At 63.2% G+C, this 13,731-nt stretch carries 17 protein-coding genes; 4 read left to right on the forward strand and 13 right to left on the reverse strand.

Annotated elements, in window-relative coordinates:
- Window positions 1-23 precede the first annotated feature (23 nt).
- The 4 genes from ACWTU7_RS12700 to gcvA all read right to left on the reverse strand — a co-directional run bounded on the left by ACWTU7_RS12700 (window position 24) and on the right by gcvA (window position 4,322).
- A complete protein-coding gene (locus ACWTU7_RS12700) occupies window positions 24-848 on the reverse strand; it encodes a carbohydrate ABC transporter permease (protein ID WP_287330850.1) in 825 nt (274 codons plus the stop codon).
- Between the two features lie 11 nt (window positions 849-859).
- Entirely contained in the window at window positions 860-1,732 is an 873-nt protein-coding gene (locus ACWTU7_RS12705) for a carbohydrate ABC transporter permease (protein ID WP_127207932.1), read from the reverse strand.
- Between the two features lie 151 nt (window positions 1,733-1,883).
- Window positions 1,884-3,194, reverse strand: a complete 1,311-nt coding sequence (locus tag ACWTU7_RS12710; protein ID WP_127317750.1) for an ABC transporter substrate-binding protein — start codon at window positions 3,192-3,194, stop codon at window positions 1,884-1,886.
- Between the two features lie 219 nt (window positions 3,195-3,413).
- Window positions 3,414-4,322: a transcriptional regulator GcvA gene (gene gcvA, locus ACWTU7_RS12715; RefSeq protein ID WP_029347193.1), complete on the reverse strand. Its 909-nt coding sequence runs from the start codon at window positions 4,320-4,322 to the stop codon at window positions 3,414-3,416.
- 110 nt (window positions 4,323-4,432) lie between these two features.
- On the opposite strand from gcvA, the gene ACWTU7_RS12720 reads away from it, so the two are divergent.
- Complete coding sequence (locus tag ACWTU7_RS12720; protein WP_455838781.1) at window positions 4,433-4,618, forward strand: hypothetical protein; 186 nt, start codon at window positions 4,433-4,435, stop codon at window positions 4,616-4,618.
- Between the two features lie 21 nt (window positions 4,619-4,639).
- On the opposite strand, the gene ACWTU7_RS12725 is transcribed toward ACWTU7_RS12720, so the two are convergent.
- The gene (locus ACWTU7_RS12725; protein ID WP_455838782.1) at window positions 4,640-5,596 is read right to left on the reverse strand and encodes a sugar-binding transcriptional regulator; all 957 of its coding nucleotides are present in this window, start codon (window positions 5,594-5,596) and stop codon (window positions 4,640-4,642) included.
- Between the two features lie 244 nt (window positions 5,597-5,840).
- On the opposite strand from ACWTU7_RS12725, the gene ACWTU7_RS12730 reads away from it, so the two are divergent.
- On the forward strand, window positions 5,841-6,473 hold the full coding sequence (locus tag ACWTU7_RS12730) for an HAD family hydrolase (protein ID WP_455838783.1): 633 nt from the start codon (window positions 5,841-5,843) through the stop codon (window positions 6,471-6,473).
- Between the two features lie 3 nt (window positions 6,474-6,476).
- Here the strand turns inward: ACWTU7_RS12730 and ACWTU7_RS12735 are convergent, their stop codons facing one another.
- The 6 genes from ACWTU7_RS12735 to ureC form a co-directional block, all read right to left on the reverse strand.
- A complete protein-coding gene (locus ACWTU7_RS12735; RefSeq protein WP_029347185.1) occupies window positions 6,477-7,244 on the reverse strand; it encodes a class II aldolase and adducin N-terminal domain-containing protein in 768 nt (255 codons plus the stop codon).
- Between the two features lie 85 nt (window positions 7,245-7,329).
- Entirely contained in the window at window positions 7,330-7,971 is a 642-nt protein-coding gene (gene ureG, locus ACWTU7_RS12740) for an urease accessory protein UreG (RefSeq protein ID WP_135933880.1), read from the reverse strand.
- Entirely contained in the window at window positions 7,968-8,408 is a 441-nt protein-coding gene (locus ACWTU7_RS12745) for a DUF3995 domain-containing protein (RefSeq protein WP_455838784.1), read from the reverse strand. Before ACWTU7_RS12745 ends, ureG begins: the two co-directional genes overlap by 4 nt.
- Window positions 8,405-9,076 (reverse strand): urease accessory protein UreF, encoded by a 672-nt coding sequence (locus ACWTU7_RS12750; RefSeq protein WP_455838785.1) that lies wholly within the window; start codon window positions 9,074-9,076, stop codon window positions 8,405-8,407. The genes ACWTU7_RS12745 and ACWTU7_RS12750 overlap by 4 nt, the downstream gene beginning before the upstream one ends.
- Complete coding sequence (gene ureE, locus ACWTU7_RS12755) at window positions 9,069-9,647, reverse strand: urease accessory protein UreE (RefSeq protein WP_455838786.1); 579 nt, start codon at window positions 9,645-9,647, stop codon at window positions 9,069-9,071. The genes ACWTU7_RS12750 and ureE overlap by 8 nt, the downstream gene beginning before the upstream one ends.
- 251 nt (window positions 9,648-9,898) lie before the next feature.
- The gene (gene ureC / locus ACWTU7_RS12760) at window positions 9,899-11,611 is read right to left on the reverse strand and encodes an urease subunit alpha (protein ID WP_455838787.1); all 1,713 of its coding nucleotides are present in this window, start codon (window positions 11,609-11,611) and stop codon (window positions 9,899-9,901) included.
- 176 nt (window positions 11,612-11,787) lie between these two features.
- Here ureC and ACWTU7_RS12765 point away from each other — a divergent pair, with 176 nt between their 5' ends.
- Together ACWTU7_RS12765 and ACWTU7_RS12770 are read left to right on the forward strand one after the other, a co-directional pair.
- Window positions 11,788-12,171, forward strand: a complete 384-nt coding sequence (locus ACWTU7_RS12765; RefSeq protein WP_455838788.1) for a hypothetical protein — start codon at window positions 11,788-11,790, stop codon at window positions 12,169-12,171.
- Between the two features lie 126 nt (window positions 12,172-12,297).
- Window positions 12,298-12,792 (forward strand): hypothetical protein, encoded by a 495-nt coding sequence (locus ACWTU7_RS12770; protein WP_455838789.1) that lies wholly within the window; start codon window positions 12,298-12,300, stop codon window positions 12,790-12,792.
- A 26-nt stretch (window positions 12,793-12,818) separates the two neighbouring features.
- Here the strand turns inward: ACWTU7_RS12770 and ACWTU7_RS12775 are convergent, their stop codons facing one another.
- Window positions 12,819-13,124: an urease subunit beta gene (locus tag ACWTU7_RS12775; protein WP_455838790.1), complete on the reverse strand. Its 306-nt coding sequence runs from the start codon at window positions 13,122-13,124 to the stop codon at window positions 12,819-12,821.
- An 8-nt stretch (window positions 13,125-13,132) separates the two neighbouring features.
- On the reverse strand, window positions 13,133-13,726 hold the full coding sequence (locus tag ACWTU7_RS12780) for a HupE/UreJ family protein (RefSeq protein ID WP_455838791.1): 594 nt from the start codon (window positions 13,724-13,726) through the stop codon (window positions 13,133-13,135).
- Window positions 13,727-13,731: the final 5 nt, after the last annotated feature.

The raw sequence follows: 13,731 nt of genomic DNA on the forward strand, positions 1-13,731 counted from the left end.
GTCGTTCATCGCTTGCGGCGGTGCTACTTCACGGCGCCAAATGTCAGGCCGCGCACCAGCTGCTTCTGGCTGAACCAACCCATGATCAGGATCGGCGCGATCGCCAGGGTCGAGGCGGCCGAAAGCTTGGCCCAGAACAACCCTTGAGGGCTTGAGAAGGAACTGATGAAGGCGGTGAGCGGGGCGGCCTCGGTGGTGGTCAGCCGGATTGTCCAGAACGCCTCGTTCCATGCCAGGATGATGTTGAGCAGCATCGTCGAGGCGATGCCCGGCACCGCCATCGGCGTCAGCACATAGACGATCTCGTTCCAGAGCGATGCGCCGTCCATGCGCGCCGCTTCCAGGATCTCGCCCGGGATTTCGCGAAAATAGGTGTAGAGCATCCACACCACGATCGGCAGATTGATCAGCATCAGCATGATCATCAGGCCGACGCGGCTGTCGAGCAATCCGGTGTCGCGGAAGATCAGGTAGATCGGGAACAGCACGGCAACCGCCGGCATCATCTTGGTGGAAAGCATCCACATCAGGATGTCCTTGGTCCACTTGCCTGGCGAGAACGCCATCGACCAGGCCGCCGGTATGGCGACGAGCAAGGCCAGGATGGTCGAGCCGACCGACAGGAACACCGAGTTGAGGAAGAACTTGAAGTAGCCGCTCTGCGCCTCGACCGCGGTATAGCTCTCCGTGGTTCCCGACGGAAACAGGTTGAAGCCCTGGATGGCCTCCTGCTCCGACTTGAACGAGGTGATGATCGTATAGAGGATCGGGAAGAAGATCAGCAAGGCGACGATCCAGGCGGCCGCGGTCGCAATCGTCTTGTGTTGGGTGCTGACTGCACGTGCCATCGTTTCCTCCCTTATTTGTCCAGGTTCTTGCCGACCGCGCGCATGGCGAAGAAGGCGACGATGTTGGCGAGAATGACCGCGAGGATGCCGCCGGCGGATGCCTGGCCGATTTTGAACTCCAGCAACGCCTTCTGGTAGACGAGGAAGGGCAGGTTGGTGGAGGCGTAGCCCGGGCCGCCATTGGTGGTGACGAGGATCTCGGCATAGACCGACAGAAGGAAGATCGTCTGGATCAGGATGACGACGGTGATGGCGCGCGACATATGCGGCAGCGTCAAATAGATGAAGCGGCTGATGAAGCCGGCCCCGTCCATCTCGGCGGCTTCCTTCTGCTCGCCGTCGAGCGACTGCAGGGACGTCAAGAGGATCAATGTCGCAAACGGCAGCCACTGCCAGGCGACGATGATGATGATCGCTAGCATGGGATACTGCCCAAACCAGTCGATCGGTTGCCCGCCGAAGAAGCGCGCAATGTCGGCAAAGACGCCGTATTGCGGATGCATGATCATGTTCTTCCAGACCAGTGCGGCCACGGGCGGCATGACGAAAAACGGCGAGATGACGAGGATGCGGACGATGCCCTGTCCCCACATCGGCTGATCGATCAGCAGCGCCAGCAGGATGCCGCCGATCACCGTGATCAAAAGCACGCTGGCCACGAGGATTAGCGTGTTGAGGATCGACTGCAGGAATGCCGGATTGGAATAGAAAAGGGCGTAGTTCGAGAAGCCGACGAACCCGTCGCGGATCGGATTGAGCGGGTTGTACTGCTGGAAGGAGAACCACAGGGTGAATGCCAGCGGAACGATCATCCAGACGAACAGCAGCACCACGGATGGCGCCATCATGAAGCGGGCAAGCGAACGGGTCTGCTGAGTAGCCATGACGGTCACCCTTCGAGGTCAGCTAAATTCAGAGGCGTGCCAATTTTCAGAGTTTGAAGGTGGCCGCCCGAACTGGGATTCGGGCGGCCCCCTGCTGGTCAAGGTGGGGCCGGCCATGATGGGCAGCCGGGCGTTCGGCACCGGGAGGAGCCTACTGGATATAACCACCCTCGGTCATCGTCGCGGTGGCAGCATCCTGGGCCTGCTTCAAGGCGTCGTCGACGCTGGTCTGGCCGGCGAGTGCGGCCGAAAAGAGCTGGCCGACGGTGGTGCCAAGGCCCTGGAACTCAGGGATGGCGACGAACTGGACACCAACATAAGGTACTGGCTTGACGGTCGGATGCGTCGGATCGGCGGCGTTGATCGAGTCCAGCGTCATCTTGGCGAAGGGCGCCGCCTTCTGGTATTCGGGGTTGGCGTAGAGCGAGGAGCGCGTTCCGGGCGGAACATTGGCCCAGCCTTCCTTCGATGCGACGAGCTCGAGATAGTCCTTGCTGGTTGCCCAGGACACGAACTTCTGAGCCGCGTCAGCCTTCTGCGTGCCGGCGGGAATGGCCAGCGACCAGGCCCACAGCCAGTTGCCGCGCTTGCCCAAGCCATTGTCGGGCGCCAGCGCATAGCCGACCTTATCGGCGACCGTGGAGTTCTTCGGGTCTGAGACGAAGGACGCAGCGACGGTGGCGTCTATCCACATGCCGCACTTGCCCTGCTGGAACAGCGCCAGGTTTTCGTTGAAGCCGTTCGAAGATGCGCCCTCGGGGCCATTGGCCTTCATCAGGTCGACATAGAACTGCAGCGTGTTCTTCCACTCGGGCTGGTCGAATTGCGGCTTCCAGTTCTCATCGAACCAGCGTGCGCCGAAGGAGTTCGACATGGCGGTCAGGAAGGCCATGTTCTCGCCCCAGCCGGCCTTGCCCCGCAAGCAGACGCCGTTCACGCCGTTGGCGCGATCGGTCATCTTCTCGGCGGCCTGCTTGATGAAGTCCCAGGTCGGCGCGTCGGGCATGGTCAGCCCGGCCTTCTCCATCAGGTCCTTGCGGTACATGACGAAGGAGCTTTCGCCGTAGAACGGTGCCGCATAAAGCTTGCCGTCGACCGACAGGCCGTTGGCGATGGCCGGGATGATGTCCTTGACGTCATAGTCGTCGCCGAGTTTGTCGAGCGGCAGCAGCCAACTCTGCTTGGCCCAGATCGGAACTTCGTAGGTGCCGATGGTCATCACGTCGTACTGGCCGCCCTTGGTGGCGATGTCGGTGGTGACGCGCTCGCGCAGCACGTTCTCCTCGAGCGTGACCCACTGGAGCTGGATATCGGGGTTCTTGGCGGTGAAGTCGTCGGTCAGCGTCTGCATGCGGACCATATCGCCATTGTTGACGGTGGCGATGGTGATGGATTCGGCATGCGCGGCGAACGCAAGGGTGCTGGCCGACAACAGACCCAGGGTGAGCGTGCGAAGTTTCATCAAATTCCTCCCATAGACCAAGCTGAGCATTTGCCTTGGCTGTGAGCAATTACTCATTCTGCATGATTTATGTCAAGCCGGATTCGTTGCTGCAGCGCAGCACGAAAGCTCGTGCGGCATCCGGTTCGAGACGCGTTGGGGGGTATTTGAAGAACAGTGGGATGGCTATCGGCGCACGCGAAATGCCGGATTTCCCACTTGATTGGACAAATTGCCGACCTACTGGCCGGCAATCTCAGCCAGGATCCATTCGCGAAAAGCGCGGATCTTCGGCACGTTGCGCCGCGCCTGGGGATAGACCAGCCAGTAGGCGTGGCCGTCGTCGCCGACCAAATCGAAAGGCTGGATCAGGCGGCCATCGGCAAGCTCGGCCTTGAAGAGAGCGGCCGTCACGATCGCCACGCCCTGCCCGGCAATCGCGGCGTTTGCCTCATAGGCCTGCGCCCCCATGCTGGAGCCGGGGCGCTTGGCCAGTTCCTCGACCGGCAGGCCGGCGGCGATAAACCAGTCCCGCCACCAGATGTCGCCGGGATCGAGGATCGGCAGGCGCAACAGGTCGGCCGGCTCCTTCACCCCGCCGATGGTCGCCGCGAGTTTCGGGCTCAGCATCGGCGTGAAGTCCGCATTGAAAAGCTTGTGCACCTCCACGCCCGGCCAGTTTCCGCCGCCCGAACGGATGGCGATGTCGATGTCCTCGCGGGCGAAATCGACGAGGCGGTTCGATGTATCGAGACGCACCGCCAGCGACGGATGCGCGACCTGGAACGAGCCGAGATGCTGCGCCAGCCAGTTCGAGGCAAAGGTCAGCAGCGTCGAGACGCAGAGCATCCCATCGGCGCCGCTGCGCGCCGCGGCATAGGCTCCACCCAACAGGGCGAACGCCTCGCTGACCGCAGGCGCCATGCGTTGCCCGGCCTCGGTCAACACGATCTGCCTTGGCCGGCGCAGGAACAAAGGCGCGCCGACGCGCTCCTCCAGAAGCTTGATCTGATAGCTCGCCGCCGCCTGCGTCATGCCGAGCTCGCCGGCTGCCTTGGTGAAGGAAAGATGCCGCGCCACCGCCTCGAACACCCGGATCGCCTGAAGCGGAGGGAGCTGGGAGACCTGCCGTGACTTGAGTTCAGGCATAAGCCCTCCTTATGGGCCGTGATCGACGTTTGATTGGCAGCAAGGCCCGATCCAGCCGATATTTGAGGTCGACGATCACTCTCGTCCAGAAATAAAAAAGGCTGACGATCATGACCACGGTACAAGAAAAGCTATTTCTGACGCCAGGCCGAGGCTGGTTTTTGCGGCTGGCGCGGAGATTGGCACGGCACGGACCCAGGAAACGGGCCTATCTCGACACCAGGGAATTGCCGCCGCATCTACAGCGCGACATGGGTTTTCTTGACGGCAACGATCCTTACGGCCGGCGCAAATAGCCTTGCTGGACTTATCGCAAATCAGCTGGTGGCCAGCAAGGCGGCGGCGGTCCGCTCGTCGGTGATGAGACCGTTGACCAGCCGCCGGTTTACAGCCGCAAGGATGCCCGGCAGTTTCCGCTCGCCCATGGCGAGCGCGATCACCAGCGATTTTTCACGCGACGGCAAAGATGCCGAGGACACTCTGTCATTAGTGATGCCCTCGATCATCCGGCCTTCGCGATCGAACACCCAGCCGACGATCTCAGCGACGCCGCCCGCTTTTTGCAGCGCCTTCAGTTCACTATCCGAAATGAAGCCGTCCTCGTAAAGCGGCGCCTTGGGGCCGAGATCGCCGATGCCGACGAAGGTGACGTCGGCCTCCGCGGCAAGTGCCAGCGTCGGTTGGATCATCGGTTGGCTGAGCAGCATCTCGCGCTCCTCCGGCGAGGAGGCGATGACCGGCAACGGCATTGGGAAGGAGCGCGCCTTGACCCTGTCGGCCATGGTGAAGATGACGTTGTAGAAAGCGGCCGAACCGTCGGGCGAGATGTTACCAGTCAGCGACACCACCTTGTGCTGCGGACATTCCATCGGCGGCAGCTGCTCGATCGCCGCCTTCAGCGTGCGGCCGGTGCCGATCGCCATGACGATCGGCGTCGGCGAGCGCAACCGTCTTTCGATTTCGGCAGCCGCCGCCACGGCGACGCCGATAGTGGAGGAGGAAGCGGGATCGCTCGGCACCACCTCGACCAGATCGAGCGCGAAGCGCGATTTCAGCCGGGCCGCGAGGTCGAGGCAATTGGCGATGGGGTGGTCGACACGGACCTTGATAAGCCCTTCCGACACCGCCAGCGACACCAGCCGCTGCGCCGTCTGTCGTGAGATGCCGAGCGTCGAGGCGATCTGGTCTTGCGTGTTACCTGCGACATAATAGAGCCAGCCGGCGCGCGCCGCGTCGTCCAGCCTGTTGCTGCCGCTGTCCTGCCGGGAATTCAACTTGCTGCCTCCCTGCCCCCGAGCATCGAGACGGGAGCGCCTTACTTTTACGGGGGAATGAGCTTGTGCGCAATTGCCTATCGGCAGAGCAATTGCTTAGGTAACCACTCGATGTACCTGTGCTGTTTCGAGTGGGTGAATTTAGGCGAGCAATTTTTGATGTCCCGCAATGTTGGTGCAGTCAGGCGCGGCGGTTTATCTCCCGACGCAAACCCTTTAAGGGATTCGGACAAAGGAGCCTCGCATGACGCCGAAAGCGGTTTTCTGGGACATGGACGGCACGCTGGTCGACAGCGAGCCATTGCACGAGGCGGCGCTGATTGCGGCGCTGCACAGCGTCGGCATCGCCGCGCCGCCCGACCTGCATGAGCGGGTGCTCGGCATTGCCGCATGGCCGGTCTACGAAATGCTGCGCGACGAGTTCGGGCTCGACCTGCCCTTCGATGACTGGATCGTGCGTAAATACGACCACTATCTGCCGATGGCCGAGACGCTGAAGCCGCGCCCCGGCGCGATCGAGATCTTCAACGAGCTGCGCGCGCTTGGCGTGGCGCAAGCGGTGGTGTCCAATTCCGACCGGCTGGTCGTCGACGCCAATCTGCGCATGGTCGGTCTTTTCTATCCCGGCATGAAGACGGTCAGCCGCAACGACGTGCGCGAAGGCAAGCCGCATGCCGAGCCGTTCCTGCGCGCCGCATGGCTGGCCGATGTCGATCCGGCGGATGCCGTGGCCGTCGACGACAGCGTGACCGGCGTCACGGCGGGATTGGCGGCGGGGATGAGGACGATCTTCTGGCCGGAAATGCCTATGGAAGGGCCACCCGGCGCGATCGTCATCAACAGCGCCGACGAGTTGCGGGCTGAGCTGGGCCTTTAAGCATCAGTTCCGGTAAACCGGCTCCTGCTCGTCGAGGATCGCCTTCAATTCGGAAAGGTGCCGCTCGGCCTGGCCGGGATAATCTTCCTGCTCCGTTGCTGCCTTCTCCGCGATTTCGTCCGACAGGACCCGCAGCGGTCGGCCGGTCCACAGCGCCTTGATGTAGGTCTCGGCGGCGCGTTCGAAATAGAACATGCGGTTGAAGGTGTCGGCGACGCTATCTCCGATGACCAGCACGCCATGGTTGCCCATGACCATTACCTTGACCTTCGGATCGGTAAGCAGCTGTGAGCAGCGTTCGCCCTCTTCCTCGAAGGCGAGCCCGCCATAATGGCCATCGACGACGTGACGGTTGAAGAAGATCGCCGAGTTCTGGTCGATCGGCGGCAACGTCGAGTCGGCGAGCGAAGCGAGCACCGTGGCATGGATCGAGTGCACATGCATGACGCAGCGCGCATGACGCACATTACGATGGATGGCGCCATGCAGGCCCCATGCCGTCGGGTCGGGTGCATTCGGGCCGGAGAGCGTATCGGGATCGTTGGCGTCGATCAGCAGCAGGTCGCTCGCCTTGATGCGTGAGAAATGCACCTGGTTGGGATTCATCAGGAATTGCGAGCCGTCATCGTTAACGGCCAGCGAGAAATGATTGGCCACGGCTTCATGCATGTTGAGCCGCGCCGTCCAGCGGAAGGCGCAAGCCAGATCGACGCGCTCCTCGTAGAAGGGCAGGTTGGTCAGCATTTCCTTCTGCAAGCGGGCGATGCTCATCGAAAACCTCCGTGAAAGAAACAAGGATGCCGCGCGCCGCGGATGCGCGCAACCGGTTTCGTTTGGTGCAGACGAGCGCTTTGCCTCACGCCGCAGTGCTTCTGGCGGCACCGACGCGCAGCCCGCCATGCTCGATTATGAAATCGATCACTTCCTGCAGCCCCTTGCCGCGCGACAGATCGGTGAAGCCGAACGGCCGCTTGCCGCGCATGCGGGCGGCATCGCTCTCCATGACATCGAGATTGACGTTCACATAAGGGGCGAGATCGCTTTTGTTGATGACCAGGAAATCGGACCGGGTGATCGCCGGCCCGCCCTTGCGCGGGATTTCCTCGCCTTGGCAGACGGAGATGACGTAGAGCGTCAGATCAGCGAGGTCGGGGGAAAACGTGGCGGCAAGATTGTCGCCGCCCGATTCGATGAAGACGATATCGAGATCCGGGAATTTTTTTGTCATCTCGGCGATCGCCTGCAGATTGATCGAGGCGTCCTCGCGGATGGCGGTGTGCGGGCAGCCGCCGGTTTCGACGCCCATGATGCGATCCTCGGGCAGCGCCTGAAGCCGGGCCAGCATCATGGCATCTTCCTTGGTATAGATATCGTTGGTGACCACGGCGATGGAGAACTCGTCGCGCAGCGCCTTGCAGAGCTTTTCGGTGAGCGTCGTCTTGCCGGAGCCGACGGGGCCGCCGATGCCGATGCGAAGAGGACCATTGGCTTGTGTCATCTAGCGAACTCCGTGATGGCAAGGACGGCGAAGCCGAGCCCGATCAAAAGGCACAGCGGCGAATAATAGCTGACATCGAGCCGGGCGAAGGGCTGTTCGGGCGCCAGCCGGCGCCACCACGGTGTAAAGCCGGCAATGCCGCGCGTCAGGAAGACCAGCGCGATGAGCAGCGCTGTCGCGGCGAGCCCAGCCTTAGGAAAGGGCGTGGCAAAGACGCCTTCGAGCGCCATCGGCCACAGTGTCGCCAGGCCGAGACAGGCAGCAACGGCAAAGCTGGCGAAGGGCGCTGGCATTTCGTCGACGCCACGGAAGCCGACCACCGCGCGGGCGCAGGAGGCAGCGTCCCTGCCCGGCCAGATCCCGCCAATACCCCAATAGACATGCAGTGCGGTGATCAGCAGCAGGACCAGCGAGAGGGCGAAAGCGAGGACGATCATGAGCGGAACAGCCGCGAATATTGCGTCTCGTGCTTCATCGCCATGACGTCCGAGACGAAACCGCAGCCGCCGAGATCATCCAGCGTCGAGCCGGCAGCACGGGCGGCGACGCCAAGCGCCAGCGGTTCGAAGCCGGCGAGCAGCGCGGTGGCGCCGGTCTGGCCGACGACGCCGAGCCGGATCGCGGCCTGGACGAGGTTGGAGAAGAAGGTCTGCAGGAAGGCGGCTAGCGCGTCCTGCAGGGCAATGGCGTTGCCGCCAGAAACGGCGCCGACGGCGACGCAATAGGCGCACTCGGCCGGCAGACGGTCCAGCACCTGACACGGCCAGGCCGATGCCGCCTTCAGGAAGGCGGCACCCTGCAGCATGGTCTCGGCATGGCGCTCGCGCGAGCCGGCCAATGCCTCGGCAAGTGCCGCGATCTCATCGAGATCGCCGCCCTCGCGGGCGCGCCGCCAGCTTTCGGCAAACAGCACGGCATCGTTCCAGCCCGAACCAAGCTCGACCAGTGTCTCCAGCCACGCGGCGAGGTCTTTGCTATTGGCAACCAGCCCGGCATGCACGGCTTGCTCGAGACCATGGCTGTAGGAAAAACCGCCGACCGGGAAGGCAGGCGACAGCCAGGCCATCAGCCGCAACAAAGCGACGTTGGAAGGCTGGTCAGTCATGGTCGTGCGAGTGGCTGTGGGAATGCGACTCGCCATGGGCGTGGGAATGCGCTTCAGCATGGCTGTGCGCATGCGCCTCGGCATGAGCATGGCCATGGCCGCCATGCCCGGAATAGGCGCCGCGCACCGGCTTGAACGGCTCGGAAACGTCGCTCACCGTGGCGCCCAGGCCTTCCAGCATCGTCTTGATGACGTGATCGCGCAGGATCAGGATTCGTTCCGCCTCTATGGCGGCGGCAAGATGGCGGTTGCCGATATGCCAGGCGAGTTCGGTGAGATGAACCGGGCTTAACGCACGGATATCGTAGAGCGGTTCCTCGGCCGCAATGATCTCGATTTGGCGGCCATCCTCCAGCACCAGCCGGTCGCCATCGTTCAAGGTAACCGGCTCGGGCAGGTCGACCAGCACCTTGTCGCTACGGGTCGTTTCGATGGAGCGGCGGCGCAGATGCCGCTCGTCATGGGCCAGCACGGCACGATCATATGGGGTGACCGGTCCCGCCTCGCCGGCGGCGAGCACCGAGACGGCACGCGGGAATTTGGTGAAATCTGTGCGGATGTCGAGCTTCATGTAAAAATTGCCTTTCCAAAAAGCCTAGACCATCCCGAACATCGGCCTAATGCCGGCGCATGCCCCGAATTCAAGTTTCTACAGCGTCCTTTGCGCGTCCGAAAGGACCCGCTGTGGTCAGACGATCGTGTCGAAGAGCTGCGGGATGACGCGTGACGATGCGGATGTGCGGGAAGATGTCGTGGGCTTAAGGGAGTTTCTGGTCCATAGCCCGGTGCGGCACGTTCTGCGTCAGCTATAGCGCCGATGGATCAGAACAAAAAGTACCTCTGCGCCATCGGCAGCACGGTGGCCGGTTCGCAGGTGAGCAATTCGCCGTCGGCGCGGACCTCGTAGGTTTCAGGGTCGACTTCGACATGCGGGGTGGCGTCGTTGAGCACCATCGAATGCTTGCCGATGCCGCCGCGGGTGTTCTCGACGGCGACCATCTGCTTGTCGACGCCGAGCCGGCCGCGCAGGCCGGCATCGAGCGCCGCCCTGGAAACGAAGGTCACCGACGAATTGGTCATCGCCTTGCCATAGGCGCCGAACATCGGCCGGTAGTGCATCGGCTGCGGTGTCGGGATCGAGGCGTTGGGATCGCCCATCGGGGCGGCGGCGATCATGCCGCCGACCAGCACCATATCCGGCTTGACGCCGAAGAAAGCCGGGTTCCACAGCACCAGATCGGCGCGCTTGCCGACCGCCACCGAGCCGATCTCGTTCGACAGGCCGTGCGCGATGGCCGGGTTGATCGTGTATTTGGCGATGTAGCGGCGGACGCGGAAATTGTCGTTGCCGCCGGTCTCCTGCGGCAGCGAACCGCGCTGGCGCTTCATCTTGTCGGCGGTCTGCCAAGTGCGGATCGCCACTTCGCCGACGCGGCCCATGGCCTGGCTGTCCGACGAGATGATCGAGAAGGCGCCGATGTCGTGCAAAATGTCTTCGGCGGCGATGGTCTCCTTGCGGATGCGGCTTTCGGCAAAGGCGATGTCTTCGGGGATCGACGGCGACAGATGGTGGCAGACCATCAGCATGTCGAGATGCTCGGCCAGCGTGTTGACGGTGTAGGGCCGGGTCGGATTGGTCGAGGACGGGATCACGTTGGGCAGCCCGCAAACCTTGATGATATCGGGCGCATGGCCGCCGCCGGCGCCTTCGGTGTGGAAGGCGTGGATGGTGCGGCCCTTGATCGCCGCCACCGTGTTTTCGACAAAGCCGGATTCGTTCAGCGTGTCGGTGTGGATCATCACCTGCACGTCGTAGTCGTCGGCGACCGACAGGCAGCAGTCGATTGCCGCGGGCGTCGTGCCCCAGTCCTCGTGCAACTTCAGCGAGCAGGCACCGCCCAGCACCATCTCTTCAAGCGCGGCCGGCAAGGACGCGTTGCCCTTGCCCGACAGGCCTATGTTCATCGGAAAGGCGTCGAAGGACTGGATCATGCGCGCCAGATGCCACGGCCCAGGCGTGCACGTAGTCGCCAGCGTGCCATGCGCCGGTCCGGTGCCGCCGCCGAGCATGGTGGTGATGCCTGACATCAGCGCCTCCTCGATCTGCTGCGGGCAGATGAAGTGGATATGCGCGTCGAAGCCGCCGGCGGTGAGGATCTTGCCTTCGCCGGCGATGATCTCGGTGCCGGGACCGATGATGATGGTCACACCATTTTGCATGTCCGGATTGCCGGCCTTGCCGATCGCGGCGATGCGTCCGTCCTTGAGGCCGATATCGGCCTTGAAGACGCCGTCCGACGCATCGACGACCAGCGCATTGGTGATGACAGTGTCGACCGCGCCTTGCGCGCGGGATACCTGGCTCTGGCCCATGCCGTCGCGGATGACCTTGCCGCCGCCGAATTTCACCTCTTCGCCATGAAGGGTGAAATCCTTCTCGACCTCGATGAACAGCTCGGTATCGGCAAGCCGCACCTTGTCGCCGACGGTCGGGCCGTACATCTGCGCATAGGCGGCGCGGGTGATTCTAGCCATCAGCAATTGCTCCCGAAATACATCCCAATACAGCCGGTCGAAGCCCGGCCGCACATTGTCGCCATCCTATGGTCACGTAATGACCCGCTGAGCGACACCTTCCGATCCCATTTAACGTTTGAGGTGGCCGGGTCACCCCAAAACGACCGTTCGCCAATCGATGGAAAGGAAGATCCATGCGCAAAACGATAAGTCTCGCAGCCGCCGCCACCCTCCTGCTCGCGACCGCTGCCAGCGCCCAGCAACAGCCGGCGCCGCAACCCAGCGAGCCGCCGGCTTCGCCCGCTCCCGCGGCGCCCGGCGCTCAGCCGAAAGCGCCGGCGATTCAGACCGTGAACGTCGTCGACATCGAGGAACTGCCCAAGGAAACGCAGACGAAGGTCAACGAAGTGATCGCCAAGCGCGGCGAGGACGGCCTGCAGAAATTGCGCAGCTCGATTGACGCGACGCCCCAGGTCAAATCCGCGCTCGAAGCCAAGGGACTCACCTCGGCGCAAGTGATCGCCGCCAGCATGGACACCAATGGCGCGCTGACCTTGATCACCAAGAAAGCGAGCTGACGATACGCTGTGGCGGGCCGGCACGAGGCCGGCCTGCCGCATCGGGGAGGGAACCTTCGCAGGGCAGAATACGTTTCGACTTTTTGGCGTAGAAGCGAGTCTCGAAAGAGGCTCTGAGAGCGAGCGATGGCGATCACCACCTTCCCCGACACCAGATGGCTGCATATGATTGCCGCCACTGCGTTTCTCGCGGCGAGCGTTCCCCAGGCCGCGCTGAATGCACAGGGTCTGGAAGCCCCGGATACGGTCAACAAGATCATCGGCTCGGAGGTTGGCCAGGAAGAGACCAACACGGCTGTGGAAGCCGGCAAAGTCGCCACGGCGATCGACCGGACGCGTGAAAACATCGGTACGGTGCGCAAAACATCCAAGCTCGACAAAGTCGATATCGTGTTCCTCACCGACGCCGCGCGCACGGAAGGCGGTCTGCCGCCGGCGATAGAAAGCAAGGTCGAACAGCACCAGGACGACATTGCGGAACTGCGCGAGGAGATCGAGGCGAACGCATTGCTGTTCAACGCCATCGACTCTCGACGCGTGCAGACCGAAGACGTTCTCGCCGTGGAATTCGATGATCCTGGAAAGGTCGTCATCTACGCGGCGGCCAAGCCGCCCAGCTGAGCCGAAACTGCTCGACGCCTTCGATCTCACAGCGCGCCCATGATCTTCTGCTGGAACCCGTAGACCTCCCGCTTGCCGCCGAGCGGCACCAACGTGACGTCGCGCTCCTGGCCGGGCTCGAAGCGCATCGCCGTGCCGGCGGCGATGTCGAGGCGCATGCCCCGCGCCCTGTCGCGATCGAATTTCAGCCCCTCATTGGTCTCGAAGAAGTGATAGTGGCTGCCGACCTGGACGGGCCGGTCGCCGCTGTTGGCCACTTTCATGGTGACGGTCGGCTGGCCCTTGTTCAGTTCGATTTCGCCGCCTGCCGTGATGATTTCGCCCGGGATCATCGCCAGCCTCACAAGACGCCGAAGGCGAGGCCGGCACCGACGGCAGCGCAGGCGCCGCCAGCGGCGCGGGCAAGGCCGCGAAACCCAGTGCCGAGGCCAAGACCGGCGGCGAGGCCGGCGGCATGGAGCAGCGCGGTGGCGACGGCAAAGCCGGCCATATAGCCGAACCCACCGGCGTTTTCAGGCACCTCGATGCCATGGGCGTGACCGTGGAACAGCGCGAACAGGCCGATGATGGCGACGCCGGCCGAGACCGGAAGATCGACCGCGAGGGCGACCACCAGTCCCAGCGCGACGACGGACGCCAGTATGCCCGGCTCGACGAACGGCACCGGCACCTGCAGCATGCCGAGCGCGCCGCCCGCCAGCATGACGCCGACGAAGGCGAGCGGCCAGGCGACAACCGCCTTGCCGCCCTTGAGCGCCGCCCACAACCCGACCGCGATCATGACCGCCATGTGGTCGAGGCCGGAGAGCGGATGCATGAAGCCGGCTGACAGGGACGCGGTCGTGCCGATGCCGACATGAGCATGGGCGGGCATTGCGGCGGCGAGAAGCAGGATCGCCGAGAGCGACGTGCGTTTGATCGTTGCGGGAACCATCGATA

This window comes from Mesorhizobium sp. BHscii (genome assembly GCF_053848065.1).

What these genes read in the sequence shown, in the direction of transcription:
- ACWTU7_RS12720 (WP_455838781.1), top strand. Translation starts at nt 4,433, where the DNA reads ATGACCACGGTACAAGAAAAGCTATTTCTGACGCCAGGCCGAGGCTGG.
- ACWTU7_RS12775 (WP_455838790.1), bottom strand. Translation starts at nt 13,124, where the DNA reads ATGATCCCGGGCGAAATCATCACGGCAGGCGGCGAAATCGAACTGAAC.
- ACWTU7_RS12750 (WP_455838785.1), bottom strand. Translation starts at nt 9,076, where the DNA reads ATGACTGACCAGCCTTCCAACGTCGCTTTGTTGCGGCTGATGGCCTGG.
- ACWTU7_RS12745 (WP_455838784.1), bottom strand. Translation starts at nt 8,408, where the DNA reads ATGATCGTCCTCGCTTTCGCCCTCTCGCTGGTCCTGCTGCTGATCACC.
- gcvA (WP_029347193.1), bottom strand. Translation starts at nt 4,322, where the DNA reads ATGCCTGAACTCAAGTCACGGCAGGTCTCCCAGCTCCCTCCGCTTCAG.
- ACWTU7_RS12730 (WP_455838783.1), top strand. Translation starts at nt 5,841, where the DNA reads ATGACGCCGAAAGCGGTTTTCTGGGACATGGACGGCACGCTGGTCGAC.
- ACWTU7_RS12710 (WP_127317750.1), bottom strand. Translation starts at nt 3,194, where the DNA reads ATGAAACTTCGCACGCTCACCCTGGGTCTGTTGTCGGCCAGCACCCTT.
- ureC (WP_455838787.1), bottom strand. Translation starts at nt 11,611, where the DNA reads ATGGCTAGAATCACCCGCGCCGCCTATGCGCAGATGTACGGCCCGACC.
- ACWTU7_RS12770 (WP_455838789.1), top strand. Translation starts at nt 12,298, where the DNA reads ATGGCGATCACCACCTTCCCCGACACCAGATGGCTGCATATGATTGCC.
- ACWTU7_RS12705 (WP_127207932.1), bottom strand. Translation starts at nt 1,732, where the DNA reads ATGGCTACTCAGCAGACCCGTTCGCTTGCCCGCTTCATGATGGCGCCA.
- ACWTU7_RS12765 (WP_455838788.1), top strand. Translation starts at nt 11,788, where the DNA reads ATGCGCAAAACGATAAGTCTCGCAGCCGCCGCCACCCTCCTGCTCGCG.
- ACWTU7_RS12780 (WP_455838791.1), bottom strand. Translation starts at nt 13,726, where the DNA reads ATGGTTCCCGCAACGATCAAACGCACGTCGCTCTCGGCGATCCTGCTT.
- ACWTU7_RS12700 (WP_287330850.1), bottom strand. Translation starts at nt 848, where the DNA reads ATGGCACGTGCAGTCAGCACCCAACACAAGACGATTGCGACCGCGGCC.
- ureG (WP_135933880.1), bottom strand. Translation starts at nt 7,971, where the DNA reads ATGACACAAGCCAATGGTCCTCTTCGCATCGGCATCGGCGGCCCCGTC.
- ACWTU7_RS12735 (WP_029347185.1), bottom strand. Translation starts at nt 7,244, where the DNA reads ATGAGCATCGCCCGCTTGCAGAAGGAAATGCTGACCAACCTGCCCTTC.
- ureE (WP_455838786.1), bottom strand. Translation starts at nt 9,647, where the DNA reads ATGAAGCTCGACATCCGCACAGATTTCACCAAATTCCCGCGTGCCGTC.